The 14,619-nt window shown below is 65.9% G+C and carries 11 protein-coding genes; 7 read left to right on the top strand and 4 right to left on the bottom strand.

All coding sequences use genetic code 11. From position 1 onward, the window contains the following. Positions 1-10 precede the first annotated feature (10 nt). The 3 genes from C725_RS12615 to C725_RS12605 all read right to left on the bottom strand — a co-directional run bounded on the left by C725_RS12615 (position 11) and on the right by C725_RS12605 (position 3,379). Positions 11-1,720: a class I adenylate-forming enzyme family protein gene (locus tag C725_RS12615; protein WP_051051405.1), complete on the bottom strand. Its 1,710-nt coding sequence runs from the start codon at positions 1,718-1,720 to the stop codon at positions 11-13. A 120-nt stretch (positions 1,721-1,840) separates the two neighbouring features. Beyond that, complete coding sequence (locus tag C725_RS12610; RefSeq protein ID WP_008603547.1) at positions 1,841-2,125, bottom strand: hypothetical protein; 285 nt, start codon at positions 2,123-2,125, stop codon at positions 1,841-1,843. A gap of 9 nt (positions 2,126-2,134) precedes the next feature. Then, entirely contained in the window at positions 2,135-3,379 is a 1,245-nt protein-coding gene (locus C725_RS12605; RefSeq protein ID WP_008603546.1) for an N-acetylmuramoyl-L-alanine amidase, read from the bottom strand. Positions 3,380-3,892: 513 nt separating this feature from the next. Between C725_RS12605 and C725_RS12600 the strand changes: the two genes are divergently transcribed. The 7 genes from C725_RS12600 to C725_RS12570 all read left to right on the top strand — a co-directional run bounded on the left by C725_RS12600 (position 3,893) and on the right by C725_RS12570 (position 12,721). Beyond that, entirely contained in the window at positions 3,893-6,622 is a 2,730-nt protein-coding gene (locus C725_RS12600; protein ID WP_243442750.1) for an Rne/Rng family ribonuclease, read from the top strand. A 124-nt stretch (positions 6,623-6,746) separates the two neighbouring features. After that, the gene (locus C725_RS12595) at positions 6,747-8,093 is read left to right on the top strand and encodes a M48 family metalloprotease (RefSeq protein ID WP_008603544.1); all 1,347 of its coding nucleotides are present in this window, start codon (positions 6,747-6,749) and stop codon (positions 8,091-8,093) included. A gap of 10 nt (positions 8,094-8,103) precedes the next feature. Then, positions 8,104-8,862, top strand: coding sequence for a DsbA family protein (locus C725_RS12590; RefSeq protein WP_008603543.1), 759 nt, complete (start codon positions 8,104-8,106; stop codon positions 8,860-8,862). Next, the gene (gene modA, locus C725_RS12585; protein WP_008603542.1) at positions 8,859-9,629 is read left to right on the top strand and encodes a molybdate ABC transporter substrate-binding protein; all 771 of its coding nucleotides are present in this window, start codon (positions 8,859-8,861) and stop codon (positions 9,627-9,629) included. Before C725_RS12590 ends, modA begins: the two co-directional genes overlap by 4 nt. 9 nt (positions 9,630-9,638) lie before the next feature. Next, positions 9,639-10,328 (top strand): molybdate ABC transporter permease subunit, encoded by a 690-nt coding sequence (modB, locus tag C725_RS12580; protein WP_008603541.1) that lies wholly within the window; start codon positions 9,639-9,641, stop codon positions 10,326-10,328. After that, positions 10,318-10,923, top strand: coding sequence for an ATP-binding cassette domain-containing protein (locus tag C725_RS12575; protein WP_008603540.1), 606 nt, complete (start codon positions 10,318-10,320; stop codon positions 10,921-10,923). Before modB ends, C725_RS12575 begins: the two co-directional genes overlap by 11 nt. Positions 10,924-11,005: 82 nt before the next feature. Continuing rightward, positions 11,006-12,721 (top strand): hypothetical protein, encoded by a 1,716-nt coding sequence (locus tag C725_RS12570; protein WP_008603539.1) that lies wholly within the window; start codon positions 11,006-11,008, stop codon positions 12,719-12,721. Positions 12,722-12,736: 15 nt separating this feature from the next. Here the strand turns inward: C725_RS12570 and mutL are convergent, their stop codons facing one another. Continuing rightward, positions 12,737-14,545, bottom strand: a complete 1,809-nt coding sequence (mutL, locus tag C725_RS12565; RefSeq protein ID WP_008603537.1) for a DNA mismatch repair endonuclease MutL — start codon at positions 14,543-14,545, stop codon at positions 12,737-12,739. Positions 14,546-14,619 lie beyond the last annotated feature (74 nt).

Genomic DNA, 14,619 nt, shown 5'->3' with positions numbered 1-14,619 from the left:
CGACAATCCCTCAGGCGAAGAGCGCTTTCAAATCCCGTTTCAGGATCTTGCCATTGGCGTTGCGTGGCAAGGTCGCCTCGGAAAACAGGATGCGCACGGGCACCTTGAATCCGGCCAATCGTTCCCGCACCCAAGCCCGCAGTTCGTCCTCCCCCGCCACCAGGCCGGGGGCGAGATGAACGACGGCGGCCGGTTCCTCTCCCAAGGTCCGATGCGGGATGCCGACGACGGCCGCGTCCGTCACGGCCGGATGCTCGTAGAGCGCGTCCTCCACCTCAAGCGAATAGATGTTCTCTCCGCCGCGAATGACGATGTCCTTCGCTCGGTCGACGATGTAACAGAACCCCTCCGCATCCAGCCGCGCCAGGTCGCCCGTCCGGACCCAGCCGTCGATGAACGTCTCCGCAGTCGCATCGGGCTTGTTCCAATAGCCCTCGACGATCATCGGTCCGCGCGCCCAGAGTTCGCCGATCTCGCCGGCGGGCAGTTCCCGCTCTCCGTCCGGGTCCATGATCTTCAGGTCCGCCGCCGCCACGGGAGGGCCGCAGCTGGTCGGCCGGTTCAGATAGTCCTCCGCCGAATGGCTGGTCACCGTCGCAGACGTTTCCGTCATGCCCCAGCCATTCCCCGGCAGCGCCCCGAATACCTGATAAATCTTTTGCACGAGTTCCGGTGCCGACGGCGCGCCGCCATAGGCAATCGTCTCGAGCGAAGACAGGTCGTACTTCTCGCGGTCTGGATGCTCCAGCAACTGCCAGGCGATGGTGGGCACGCCGCCCGTCATCTGCACCTTTTCCCGCTCGATGATGCGCATCGCCTCAAGCGCATCCCATTTTGGCATGAAGACCATCGTGCTGCCCGACTGCAGCGCGCCCATCAACGTCGCGTTGCAGGCAGTGACGTGGAACAGCGGGATGACGGTCAACATCGTTCGCGGCTGCGGCTCCGGCGGCACCTCGCCCCGCCGCAGGGCGGCTCGCGCGGCCGAATAGCCGCTCGACAGGATGTTCGTCAGCGTGGACCTCTGCGTTCCGATCGCACCCTTTGGCGCGCCCGTCGTCCCGCTGGTGTAGAAGATGGTGGCGCGGTCGTCGGGCTCGCTCTCGACAGTCGGAAGATCCCGGTCCGCAAGCGCGCTCCAGTCGCGCGGCTCGCCAATTATGTCCGACAGCGCGCCCGTGGCAAGCGGGCTGGTGCCGCGGGTACACAGGAGCGTCTCTACACCCGACAGGGCTTTCTCATGACCCTGCAGCCGGTCGAGCCGTTCGCAGTCCGCCACCAGAAGCGATGCGCCGCTGTCCTCGATACCGTAGGCGAGTTCCGCCCCCGTCCACCAAGCGTTCAGCGGCACGATAATCGCGCCGATACTGACGGCGGCGAAATAGACGACCGGCCATTCCGGCAGGTTTCGCATGATCAGCGCGACCCGGTCGCCCTTGCTGATTCCCATGTCCAGCATCGCGGCGGCCAGATGCGCCGTTGCGCGAAACCACGCCTCATAGCTGACCCGCTCATCGTCCAGGATGACGAACGGACGCTCTCCATGCGTTCGCGCGTGACGAACCAGATCGGCAAAGGTCGCAGGCGCATTCTTCCAGACCCGCGTCTGCACGCCGCGGATGCGCACCGTTTCCATTTCGAACTTCGCACCGGGCGCGCAGAGGATCGCCTCGACCTCGGCGAGCGAGCGCTGCGGAAAACTGGCGGGGACGGCCGGCATGGCGTCGGACAAGGCAACTCTCCCAGAACTTTTCGCATCCGCTTTAAGTCTGGAGGAACCGCATTGTCGGCACGTCTTTTTATGAGGGCGCAGCGGTTCGGAGCGACCGTGAAGGCGGCGTCAGCGCTCCTCGCAGTAGGCGTTCGGCGGTGCGGGCAACGGGACGGAAGGGTCGCGGCGACGCGCCTTCTGCGCATCCTCATGGGCCTCCTCCCACGCTTCGCAGTCGCGGCGCATCCGCCGAACGAACTTTTCGTCCTTCTCCTCCTCGCTGGTCGTCGCAAGGTCGACGGCCTTCGAACCGGCCTTGACCGGGAAGGTCACGATGTCTGCCGCCGTGCGGGCGATGCAGCCCGAAAGAAGCGCCGCGGCGAGAACGACGAGGGGGAGAGGCGCGAACCGCATGCTGACCGCTCAGTACCGAGCCAGGCGGCGCAGGAAGTGCGCCTCGACAGCCCGCCGCACACCCTCGGCAATTTCCCGCTGTCCTTTCCTGGAGGCGAGATAATGCGCGTCCTTGTCGTTCGACATGTATCCCGTCTCCAGAAGAACGGCCGGCACGTCCGGCGCCTTCAGCACGGCGAAGCCCGCGAACCGATGATAATAGCTTTTGAACGGTACGCCAGTCGCGGTGAGTTCACGCTGCATCAGCGCGGCGAACTCGGCGGAGGAATTCATCGTCTCCCGCTGGGCCAGGTCGATCAGGATGGAGGTCACATCGTCGGTCTCGCCCGCAAGGTCGACGCCGGCAATCAGATCGGAACGGTTCTCACGATGCGCCAAGCGGGCCGCTTCCTTGTCCGACGCATTTTCCGAAAGCGTGTAGACTGTCGCGCCGCTCACGGATGGGTCTTTTGGAAAACTGTCCGCGTGAACGGAAATGAACAGTTGCGCTCCCATACGGCGAGCGATGGCCGGCCGCTCGCTGAGGGGTATGAACGTATCGTCGTCCCGCGTCAGCAGCACCCTTGCGCGGCCAGACGCCTCGATCTCTCTCTTGATGGCATGGGCAATATCGAGAACGACGTCTTTCTCGCGCAGGCCATCGACGCCCGGCGAGCCTGGGTCCTTTCCGCCATGACCGGCGTCGATCACCACAAGCGGCAGGCCGGCATCGGCGCGCATCGCCGGCTGCCTTCGCGTCAGCGATGCCCTCACCACTCCCGCTTCCCCGTCCGAAGAGCCCTGTTCCGGCACGCCGACCGCCACCTCCGCCGCGCTGGCGAGTTCGGCCGCCGTTCCGAATGAAGTCCGAACGCGCCCGCGGGTCACGGCCTTCGAGAAGGCGGAAGGCGACACGGGCGCCAGATCGGCGATCAGCTCGCCGCCCTCGAACCGCAGAGCCTCAATCCGCATCGGTTCCTTCAGGTCGAGAACAAGTCGCGCCGTGTCCGGGGAGAACTGCCCCGAGCGGATGTTCAGCACAGACCCTGCCCCGGCGGCCACGTTCCTGGCGGCGGCGCCGGGCACATCGATGACGATGCGGCGGGGACCGTCGAGCGCGAAATGGGAAGCATGCGTGACGGGACCGTCCATTTTGACGGCGAGCTGAGTTCCAGCAGGCTGTTCGGTCACGATCGCCGCGCGCATTTCCGCCGCGCGCGCACCAAGCGCGGCGGCCCCGACGACGCCAAGGATCAAGAACAACAGTCGCAGCATCTGCTTTTCGCACCTACTCAATACGACACTGGAAGCAGCGAGGCCGTTCGCAGTCGCGCGCATCTATGAAAGAACGCGCTTAACAATAGATTAAGCGATGGAATCGTAAGAGTCCGCTGGCAAGGTGGCAAGCGGCGACAGCCCCTGGCGCATGGAACTGACGGACCTCTGTGTCCCCAGAGACACGCATTTGTTGTTCGCGGCGTGCAATGGTGCTAGCGCTTTTTAGGAAAGCGACTACGTTGGCTTTTCGGCGGTGCTGCAATTCCTGCGCGATCGCTGGGCGACCGTCTTGATGACGGCGCCAGATTCTGAAGGTTTTGGCAAGCGGTATGAAGACGGCATGTTTCGACACGAAGGACCAGGCGCCCCGCCTGGCCATACGTGCCGCCGACCGCCCTGCCCCACTCGTCTTAACAGTCCGGCGCCGGGCTTCTCCCGCGCGCCTTTCAACACACGCCCCGGACGCGCTCGTCAGAGGAGCAGCAGGCCGTGGGCTACGGAGAAATATCAATGGCAACGCGTATGCTGATCGACGCGCGCCACCCGGAGGAAACCCGGGTCGCGGTCGTCAAGGGAAACCGGATCGAGGAGTTTGATTTCGAGTCCGCTCAGCGGGCTCAGATCAAGGGCAATATCTATTTGGCGAAGGTGACGCGCGTCGAGCCGTCGCTGCAGGCAGCCTTCGTCGATTACGGCGGCAATCGTCATGGTTTCCTGGCGTTTTCGGAAATCCATCCGGACTATTACCAGATCCCGAAGGCCGACCGGGACGCGCTTCTCGCGGAAGAGCGCGCCGCTGCGCAGGAGCATGACGAGGAGGTCGAAAGCCGCCGCACGAAACGCCGCCGCCGCGACGAGGACAGCGAGACGGCCGAGGACGAAGACCATCACGATCATGACGATGAGCATGACGAGCACGATCATGACGATCATGACACGGGCGGCGACGATCATGTGGATAACGCCTCCAACGAGGCGTTGAGGAAGAAGCGTCAGAACCTCCGCCGGCGCTACAAGATCCAGGAAGTCATCAAGCGCCGTCAGGTGCTGCTGGTTCAGGTCGTCAAGGAAGAGCGCGGCAACAAGGGCGCTGCCCTCACCACCTATCTCAGCCTCGCCGGCCGGTATTCGGTGCTGATGCCGAACACCAGTCATGGCGGCGGGATCAGTCGCAAGATCGCAAGCGCCGCGGATCGCAAGCGCCTGAAATCCATCGTCAGCGAGATGAACCTGCCGGCGCATATGGGCGTGATCGTCCGTACGGCAGGCGCCAGCCGCACGAAGCCGGAGATCAAGCGCGACTTCGATTACCTCTCGCGGCTGTGGGACGAGGTTCGTCAGTTGACCCTCGCATCCTCGGCTCCCGCGCTGATCCATGAGGATTCGGACCTCATCAAGAGGGCCATCCGGGATCTTTATTCGCGCGACATAGAAGAGGTGCTGGTCGACGGCGAGGAGGGCTACAAGGCCGCAAAGGGCTTCATGAAGCTGCTGATGCCGAGCCATGCGCGCAAGGTGCAGCACTATGCCGACCCGGTGCCCATCTATCAGCGCTACCGCGTCGAGGAGCAATTGTCGGAAATGTACCATCCGACGGTCCGGCTGAAATCGGGCGGCTATCTCGTCATCAATCCGACCGAAGCGCTCGTCTCGATCGACATCAACTCCGGCAAGTCCACGCGCGAACACAATATCGAGGAAACCGCCTACAAGACGAACGTGGAGGCGGCGCGAGAGATCGCACGGCAGCTGAAGCTGCGCGACATGGCGGGCCTGATCGTCATCGATTTCATCGATATGGATCATGGCAGCAACGTGCGGAAGGTCGAAAAGGCGCTGAAGGAAGCGCTGAAGGACGACCGGGCGCGCATTCAGGTCGGCCGCATCTCGCAGTTCGGTCTGATGGAGATGAGCCGGCAGCGTCTGCGCACCGGCGTTCTGGAAGCGTCGACCAGCACGTGCCCGGTCTGCGACGGTGCGGGCATCGTCCGCACGGTGGAATCGGCTGCGCTGGGCGCGCTGCGTGAAGTTGAGGCCATGGCCCTCAAGGGTCAGCACAATGATTTCAGCCTGCATCTGCCGGCTGAGGTCGCGGTCTACCTCGTCAATGAAAAGCGGCGTTCGCTGAACAACCTCGAGGAACGCTACGGCATTCATGTGCGCATCTGTCCCGAGGACGAAATGCACATCAACGAGCGGGAGATCGAGGCCCGGGGCGGAGCGCCGCGCCCCACGGTCGACATTTCCCGTCCGGACGGGCTGCAGGAGCAGGAACCCGAAGAGGATATCGTCGACGATTACGAAGACGAGGAAGCCGATGAGCGTACCGCGCGCGGCGAGGGACGCGAGGAGGATCGCGACCGCGATTCCGACCGTGGACGCGGACGGCGGCGCCGGGGCGGACGCAATCGCCGCAGGCGCGGAGGCCGCGACCGCGAGGAGGGGACTCGCGACGAAACGGCGCATGATGAGGATAGCCGCGAAGCGCGTGGATCGTCCGGCGATGACCAGGGCCGCGAGGAGCCGGCCGAACGGGCAGATCGCGAACACGGCGCCGATGCCGACGCCGATGACGGGCGCTCTAGCCGCCGCCGTCGGGGCCGTCGGGGTGGACGCGGTCGCCGCCGGAACGAAGAGCGGCAGAGCAGCGAACAGGCGGACGCAGCCAGCGAAGAGCGCCCCGAGGCGGAGTCAGACGACCGCAAGGTCGCAGAGGCGCAGGCCGAACCGGCCGCCGACCTCGATATCGCCGCTGCCGCGGACGCGCCGCAGGCTGAGGAAGAGGTGAAGGAAAAACCGGCCCGCAAACCGCGTCGCCGCCGCAAGACGGCATCCGCGGACGAGGATGCATCGCAGGCCGCGGACACGATGGCCGAGAGCGCGGATACCGGTGAAGCGAAGGCTGACGAAGCGGCGGGCGTAGAGGCCGCCGAAGCGCCTGCGAAGAAGCCGGCCCGCCGCCGGACGCGCAAGGCCGCGACATCGAAGGCGGAGGAGGGCGACAGCAGCCCCGCCGCCCCCGCCGATGATGCGCCAAAGCCGAAGCCGCGGGCGCGCCGCAAGAAGAAGACCGAAGACGCACCAGCGGAAGCAGCCGCCGACACGCCTCGCGTGACCGATGGTGCCGAGGCGGGCGCAGCGGATCAAACCGCCCAGACCCCGGAACCTGCCGCAGCCAATGACCCCGATGGCGATACGCCGAAGCGAAAGGGCTGGTGGCAACGCACATTCGGCGCCTGATCGATATGCGGCTGTCTGTTCGGTACGGACAGCCGCATCTCATATCAGCGTCGATGCGTCAGGGTTTGCCAGCCTGCTCACGGGATTTCAGACGCGGTTCACGTATGCGTTCTAAATGCGCACCATGACCCTGATCCGCTCCGTTCTGGCCCTGATGCTTGCGGTGATGCTGGCCGTGCGTCCGGCGCATGCACAAAGCATTCTGCGCGATGCGGAGACCGAGGCGTGGCTGCACGAGATGGCGACGCCTCTGGCGAAGGCTGCCGGCCTCGACCCGCGCAATGTCGAACTCGTGCTGATCAACGATCCCAGCCTCAACGCCTTCGTGATGACGGGGCAGACGATCTACGTACATTCCGGTACGATCCTGCAGGCCGACAACGCCAACCAGCTGCAGGGCATTATCGCGCACGAGCTTGGCCATATCGCGGCGGGCCATTCCGTCCGCTTCGGCCCGGAAGGCATGAAGGGCGCCAGTTCGGTCTCAATCCTCTCTCTGCTCGCGGCCGTGGGCGCTATCGCTGCCGGTGCCGGGGAGGCCGGGATGGCAATCATGGGCCTTGGCCAGCGCGCGGCCCTCGGCAAGGTCCTAGCATTCAACCGGCAGCAGGAATCCCGCACGGACCAGGCCGGCGCCCGGTATCTCGAACGGGCGGGTATTTCCGGACGAGGCTCCATCGAATTTTTCGAGAAAATCCAGAATCAGGAATATCGTTACGCGATCCCGCAGGACAATGATTACATGCGGACGCACCCACTGTCCGCCGATCGCATTTCGGCCCTTGAGAGCCTGTATCGGCAGTCGCCCTACTGGGACACGCCGACCGATCCGAAGCTGGAGGCGCAGTTCGAGCGTATCAAGGCAAAGCTGTTCGGCTTCATCGAGGACCCGGAGCGTACCTTGCGCAAATATCCCGAATCCGACACGTCCGCCCCCGCGCGGGTCGCGCGGGCTTATGCCTGGCATAAGGGCGCGTACCCGGACCAGGCTGCGGCGGAAACGGACGCCCTGCTCGCGGAGAATCCCAACGATCCTTACATTCTTGAGCTGAAGGGGCAGGTCCTCCTGGAATCCGGACGCCCGGAGGACGCCGTTGCGCCGCTGGAACGCGCCATCGAGAATGCGCCGGACCAGCCGCTGATCGCGACCCTGCTGGGCCATGCCCTGATCGCGTCGGAGGATCCGGACATGCTGCCCCGCGCCATCGAAGTCTTAAGGGGCGCTGTCGCGCACGATCGTTTGAACCCCTTCGCCTGGTATCAACTCGGTATCGCCTATTCGCAGACGGGAGACGAGGCGCGCGCTGCTCTCGCCTCTGCTGAACAGCACAGCATGTCGCGGCAGCCGGAGCTGGCGGTGCGCAGCGCGCAAATGGCCATGAACGGCATTCCCAAGGGAACGCCCGATTGGATTCGCGCGCAGGACATCCTAATGGTCGCGCAGAACGAAATCGAAGACGGACGAGACTGAACCACTGCGGATGATGACGGGATACAGGGGCTGGCTGCTCGGCGGCGTGTTGGTGCTTCTCGCTGTCGGCGTCGGCGCCTTGGTGCTCGCGCCCAGCCAAACGACGAGGGGCAGTGGCGGCGCATTTACCTCTCAGGAGAGCGCGGCGATCGAGTCGATCGTCCGTACCTATATCCTCGAACATCCCGAAATCATTCCCGAAGCCATCGACGTGCTGCAAAACCGGGGCGTCGCAAAGGCCATCGAAGCCAATCGCGACGCGTTGGAAACGCCGTACGCCAGCGCCTGGGCGGGCGCGGAAGACGCCGATGTCGTCATGGTCGAGTTCTTCGATTATAATTGCCCCTATTGCCGCCGTTCACATGAGGATGTGCAGCGGCTCCTGCGGGAGGATGACGATCTGAAGGTCGTCTGGCGCAATATCCCGGTCCTCGGTCCGGCCAGCCGCAGTGCGGCGGAAATCAGCCTCGCGGCCGCGGAAGCCGGCCGATACGGCGCATTCCATGGTGCCCTGTTCGAAGGCGGACGGGTTACCGAGGACAAGGCGAAAACCGTGGCCGAGGATGTCGGGCTCAGCCCGGATGTGATCGGCCGCGCCGATCAGGACGACCGGATCCGCCGGGAGATTGACGGCAATCTGGCCATGGCCCGCGCACTCGGTATCGGCGGAACGCCCGCTTATATCGTTGGCGACCAGCTTATCGACGGCGCGGCAGGGTACGACGCCCTGAAGGCCGCGATCGCAAGCGCGCGCGGACGGCCGGAATGATGCGCGGACTGCCCGCTTTTTTCGCGGTTCTTCTTGCGGCACTCCTGGTGTCGCCCACCTCTGCGCGCGCGGAGGGACCGCTCGTCCTCGCTGCGGCAAGCCTGCAGGATGTGATGGTGGCGCTTGCGGATGACTGGGCAGCCAGGGGGTGCGAACGGCCGGTTCTCTCCTTTGCGGGAACGCAGGCGATCGCGCGGCAGGCAGCGGCGGGCGCACCGGCAGACATCTTCATCTCCGCGGATCGGCAGTGGATGGATTATCTGCAGAAGGGTGACCATCTGCAGGCGGACAGCCGCCATATCTTGGCGCGCAACCGCCTGGTCATCGTCGCCGGCGAGGACGGCGCATGGCTGGGCGATCCGGCGGCGTTTCTGAACGCAGTGGAGGGGCGGCCACTCGCGGTCGCCGACACGGAAAGCGTCCCCGCCGGACGCTATGCGAAGGCCGCGCTTACGAAAATGGGGGTCTGGAACCGGGTTGAGGGCGATCTTGCCCGCACGGAAAATGTGCGTGCGGCCCTGGCCCTCGTCGAGCGCGGCGCAGCGCCCTATGGAATCGTTTACCAGACCGATGCGCGCGCCTCAAAGGCAGTCAGGATCGCCGGCCGCTTCGCACCGCGGGCGCACGCACCAATTGTTTATCCCGCCGCGCTTCTGAAGACCGCAAGCCACGAGGATGCCGCCCCGTTTCTCGATTTCCTGACCTCGCCGCGGGCGCAGGCGATCTTCCGCCGCTACGGGTTCGCTCCCGCCGCAAACGACCGCTGAGCCGGGATCATGCCTGTCGGCGCGGAATGGGAAATCGTCGCGCTATCGCTGCAGGTGGGTGCGGTCGCGATTGCCGTTACGCTCCCGGTCGCCTTCGGCCTCGCCTGGCTGCTCGCCCGTCCCCGCTTTCCCGGCAAGGTCCTCCTCGATGGCATCGTGCATCTGCCGCTGGTGCTGCCCCCGGTCGTGACGGGGTGGCTGCTCCTTCTTCTGTTTGCCCCCGGCGGGCCGATCGGCCGAATGACGCAAGCCCTTTTCGGTACGACGGTGCTGTTCCGCTGGACCGGCGCCGCCATTGCCGCCGGGGTCATGGCCCTCCCCCTGATGGTCCGCGCTCTCCGCCTTAGCCTCGAAAATGTCGACCGTCGGCTGGAGCAGGCCGCGCGCACGCTCGGCGCATCGCCGTGGCGCGCATTCGTCACCGTGACGCTGCCCCTGTCGCTGCCCGGCATTCTCGCCGGCACCGTCCTGGGTTTTGCCAGGGCACTTGGCGAGTTCGGCGCGACGATCACCTTCGTCTCCAATATTCCGGGCGAAACGCGGACGCTGCCGCTGGCCATCTACTCGGCCTTGCAGATGCCGAACGGAGAAACCGCGGTGCTGCGCCTCGCGGCCATTTCGATCGCGCTTTCGCTGGGTGCGCTGATCCTGTCCGAGATACTCGCTCGGCGTGCGGGCAAGGGGCTTCATGTCCTTTAACGTCGATATCGATCTGCATCGCGGCGAACGGCATATTTCCGCCGCCTTCGACACGCCGCCCGGCCTCACCGTCCTGTTCGGCCCCTCGGGTGCCGGCAAGACCAGCATCCTCAGCGCGGTGGCGGGCCTCGTCGCCCCCGACCGGGGTCATATTCGCGTTGCCGGCCGGACCTTGTTCGGGGACGGCATCGATTTGCGGCCGGAAACAAGACGGTGCGGCTATGTCTTTCAGGACATGCGGCTGTTTCCGCATATGCGGGTCCAGGCCAATCTCGATTACGGAACTGCGGGTTCACTCGACCGCGACGATATTGTCGCGCTTCTGGCGCTCGAACCGCTTCTCGATCGATGGCCGCGCAGCCTGTCGGGCGGAGAGGCTCGCCGCGTGGCCATCGGCAGGGCCCTACTGTCCGGGGCCGAGTTCCTGCTGATGGACGAACCGCTCGTATCGCTGGACCGGCGCCGCGCCGAGGAGATCATGACGCTGATAGAACGCATTCGCGACGAACTGAGGCTGCCAATCCTCTACGTCACCCACGACCGCACGGAAGCGGAGCGGCTCGCCACGCAGATCGTCGAATTGGCCCGCAGATGAGGAGGCTGGCCGCACCGGAGCGAAACCGCTCCGCTTTCGTTCTGACAGCGCATAGAAATTGGCCGGATGCGGGGACAGAGCCATGGATTTGACGGAACATTTCTCGCTGAAGACGATGCCCTTCCGTCCCGGCAGCGTGGCCGTCACCAATGCAATCATGGCCGCGAACGAGATCGCCGCCGCCGTTCGCCAAGGCGCGCGCCGTATCCTGCTGGTCGGCGCGCCCGGCAGCGGCCTGACCACCACGATGAATTTGGCGCGGGACAAGATCAGCGCGGCGGCGCCGGAGCATAAAGATGCATCCCCCCAACTCGACATGCTCGATGAGGCGGATCGACTGCCGCCGGGTGAACTTGAGAAGCGGCTAAGGTCGAAGGCGGACGGGATTCTCGTTGCCGCTTATGGGGGCGAGCCGGACGCGGACGTCAGCGCCGCTGCCGACAAGCTCGTGAAGCTGAGGCCCATGTCGCCCGTCGATGCCGCCGTATATCTGCGCAGCGCGATAGAAACAGCCGGCGGCGACCCCACCCTGCTAAGCCGCGAGGCCGTGTCGGAACTTGTTCGCAGCGCAGGCGGCTCGCTTAGGCAGTTGCGCGCGCTCGTTGGCCGCTCGATGGTCGAGGCCATGGTCGCCGGGGAAACCGTCGTCACCGCCGCTCATGTGGAGGCGGCAAAGACAGCCGGTGAGATCGAGGGGCAAGCCGGAAGCGGCGGGAACGCTCACCCCGGTCCTGCAGACCGGACCGCCCCAGAAGAGGCGCGCGCTGAAGCGGCAGACAGCGGTGCGGCAAGCCAGGATGATGCAAGGGCGGCTGCCAGCGCTGCTGCGGCGGCGAACGACGAGGAAGCGGAGACGGCGGAGGAGGCGCACAAGGCGAAAGGTGGCGCCAGCGCTGCTGATGCCGCCGGTGCGGCAGCGGTCACAGCCCCCTTCCGCCCCCTGACTGCGCCTGATGACGCTGCGCCCCCTCGCCCCGCCCCCACGGCAGCGGCGAACCTCAAACCAGGCGAGGCCCGGCCGGCGACAAAGACGACCGTCAAACGCGGCGGTATCGCGAAAATGGTGGCCGGCGGAGCGGTAGCGGGGACAGCGGCGGCACTGGCGGCGGTGCTCCTGCTGCGAGGGGAGCCTGCGGCAGAGTCGGGTGGGCCGGAGAGCGTTCGCACACCCGCCGAAGCGCCGGATGCCCCGAGCGGGCAAGACCCGCTTGCGCTGCCCGACATGACCGAAGGCAGCGATGCCTCATCGCTTCGCAGCGAAGAGGGAGAGGAGGAGGAGGCTCTTGATCGGGAGGCGCCTGAGGCTGAGGAGGCAGAAGAGACGAACCAGACCGCGGAACGAAGCGAAGATACGGACGCAGCCGAGCGGCCGCGCCGGGATGGGCCTACACCCCGAACCCGGCAGTCCGCCCCCTCCCCGCCGCGCACCTCGGCGGCGCAAAGCGTCCGCGCCGTGGTGTCGGCGCCGCGAACCGCCAATCAGGGACGCGTGCGTCCGGCCAGCGTCAAGATCTACTATGTCGACGGGAACGACGCGAGCGAGGACCGCGCAAACGACGTCGCGCGGGCGCTCCGCCTCAACGGTTGGGATGTCGATTCGGTGGACGATGCCAGCTTTCCGATCCGCACCCCCAGCACCCGCTTTTTCAACAGGGCGGACAAGGCCGCGGCGAACGAACTCGGCGCATGGCTGCAGGGCGCAATGCCCGGCGAACTGGGCAATATGACCCCCGAAGTGGTCGACATGACCGCCATCGCCGGCACCAGCCCAGGCGAAATCGAGATTCTCGTCCCGTAAGCCGAAGGATAGCGATCAGCGTCTCCCGAACAGCTTCTCGATGTCGGCGCGCGCCAGCTTTACATAGGTCGGACGACCATGATTGCACTGGCCGCTATGCGGCGTCGCCTCCATCTCCCGCAGCAGCGCGTTCATTTCCGGCAGCGCAAGGCGGCGGCCGGAGCGGACGCTGGCGTGACAGGCCATGGTCGCGAACACCTCGTCGATCCGCTCCTTGAGCGTGTGGGCGGCCCCCAGCGAGCGAATATCGTCGGCCAGATCGCGAACGAGGCCCGCAACGTCCAGGCGATTTGCGAGGATGGCCGGCACCGCGCGAACCATGATCGCGCCGGGTCCGAAGCGTTCAACCTCCAGCCCCAGGTCGGCAAGGGACGCCGCGTGCGCCTCAACCGCGTCCGCTTCGTCCTCCGTCAGGTCGACGATATCGGGCATCAACAGCGCCTGCGTCGTCACGCCCCCATTGGCGGCGCCCGCCTTCATTTTCTCCAAGGTCAGGCGTTCGTGCGCCGCATGTTGATCCACGAGGATCAGGTGATCCGCCGTTTCCGCAACGATCCAGCTTTCGTGCACCTGTCCGCGCGCCGCGCCGAGCGGGAACTCGCGCAAATCGACGCCTTCGCCCTGGGGTTCGTCCCGCGCCGCGGCCTCTTGCGGGTCAGTCTCCACGGGCCGCGCGATGGGCGGCGCCGCAAAGCTGAGGCGGCTTTCCCCGAACATCCGCGATTCCGGCGGAAGCGGTGCCGGCTCTGTCTGCGCCGCGGTCGAAGACATCTCCTCCGGCCGAAAGCGGGACAGCGCGTCGTCGGACACCGTCGTCGCGGCGTGACCGCTACCGAGATCGAGCGCGCGGCGCAGTCCGGAAACGATCATGCCGCGGACCATGGCGGGATCCCGAAAGCGCACTTCCGTCTTGGCGGGATGCACGTTCACGTCGACGAATTCATGCGGCACTTCGAGGAAGAGCGCGAGGACCGGATGCCGATCGCGCGCCAGAAGGTCGCGATAGGCGCCGCGCACCGCGCCCAGCAGCAGCCGGTCCTTTACCGGACGCCCGTTCACGAACAGATACTGGTGGTCCGCCGCACCCCGATTGAACGTCGGCACCCCTGCAAGCCCGCCAATATGCAGCCCGTCCCTCTCGAGGTCCACGGGAACGGCATTCGCCGCGAAGTCACGACCGAGAAGCGCCCCGAGCCGTTCCACTCGCGCGCTCTCCAGCAATGAGCCGGCACCCGGCGCATCGATCAGCCGCCGCCCCTCGTGCAGCAGTTCGAACGCCACATCGGCACGCGCCATGGCGAGGCGGCGCACGCAGTCGTTGATCGCGCCAAGTTCCGCACGCGTTGACTTCAGAAACTTCCTGCGCGCGGGCACCTTTCCGAACAGGTCCTCGACGACGACCTGCGTACCGGCAGGCCGCGCCGCCGGACCGTCCGAGACGATCATGCCGTGGTCGATCTCCACCGCCCACGGCTCAGCATCGCCGTGCTTGCTGGCCAGGCGGAAACGGCTGACACTGGCGATCGAGGGCAATGCCTCGCCGCGAAAACCGAGCGTGGCGATGCGCTCCAGATCGCCCTCCGCCAATTTGGACGTGCAATGGCGTTGGACAGCAAGGCGGAGGCCGTCCGCGTCCATGCCGCTGCCGTCGTCGGTAATCTCGATCCGCCGCGCGCCGCCCTCCTCCAGAGCGATGGAGATACGCGATGCGCCGGCATCGAGCGCATTCTCGACCAGCTCCTTGACCGCGGAGGCGGGGCGTTCGACGACCTCGCCTGCGGCGATGCGGTCAACGAGGGAATCGGGAAGGCGGCGGATCGTCATGCTTGGGACCAACCTATCAATGTGCGCGGACGCGCTCCACAGCTACTGGACATGAAACCGTTACGGCTGCGCAT

Origin of the sequence: Pacificimonas flava, assembly GCF_000342165.1 — a bacterium.
Lineage (GTDB): Bacteria > Pseudomonadota > Alphaproteobacteria > Sphingomonadales > Sphingomonadaceae > Pacificimonas > Pacificimonas flava.
This window is presented reverse-complemented; position numbering and strand designations above follow the sequence as displayed.

Excerpts from the sequence above, each read along its gene's own strand:
- C725_RS12615 (WP_051051405.1), bottom strand. The coding sequence starts at position 1,720 with ATGCCGGCCGTCCCCGCCAGTTTTCCGCAGCGCTCGCTCGCCGAGGTC.
- C725_RS12610 (WP_008603547.1), bottom strand. The coding sequence starts at position 2,125 with ATGCGGTTCGCGCCTCTCCCCCTCGTCGTTCTCGCCGCGGCGCTTCTT.
- C725_RS12605 (WP_008603546.1), bottom strand. The coding sequence starts at position 3,379 with ATGCTGCGACTGTTGTTCTTGATCCTTGGCGTCGTCGGGGCCGCCGCG.
- C725_RS12600 (WP_243442750.1), top strand. The coding sequence starts at position 3,893 with ATGGCAACGCGTATGCTGATCGACGCGCGCCACCCGGAGGAAACCCGG.
- C725_RS12595 (WP_008603544.1), top strand. The coding sequence starts at position 6,747 with ATGACCCTGATCCGCTCCGTTCTGGCCCTGATGCTTGCGGTGATGCTG.
- C725_RS12590 (WP_008603543.1), top strand. The coding sequence starts at position 8,104 with ATGATGACGGGATACAGGGGCTGGCTGCTCGGCGGCGTGTTGGTGCTT.
- modA (WP_008603542.1), top strand. The coding sequence starts at position 8,859 with ATGATGCGCGGACTGCCCGCTTTTTTCGCGGTTCTTCTTGCGGCACTC.
- modB (WP_008603541.1), top strand. The coding sequence starts at position 9,639 with ATGCCTGTCGGCGCGGAATGGGAAATCGTCGCGCTATCGCTGCAGGTG.
- C725_RS12575 (WP_008603540.1), top strand. The coding sequence starts at position 10,318 with ATGTCCTTTAACGTCGATATCGATCTGCATCGCGGCGAACGGCATATT.
- C725_RS12570 (WP_008603539.1), top strand. The coding sequence starts at position 11,006 with ATGGATTTGACGGAACATTTCTCGCTGAAGACGATGCCCTTCCGTCCC.
- mutL (WP_008603537.1), bottom strand. The coding sequence starts at position 14,545 with ATGACGATCCGCCGCCTTCCCGATTCCCTCGTTGACCGCATCGCCGCA.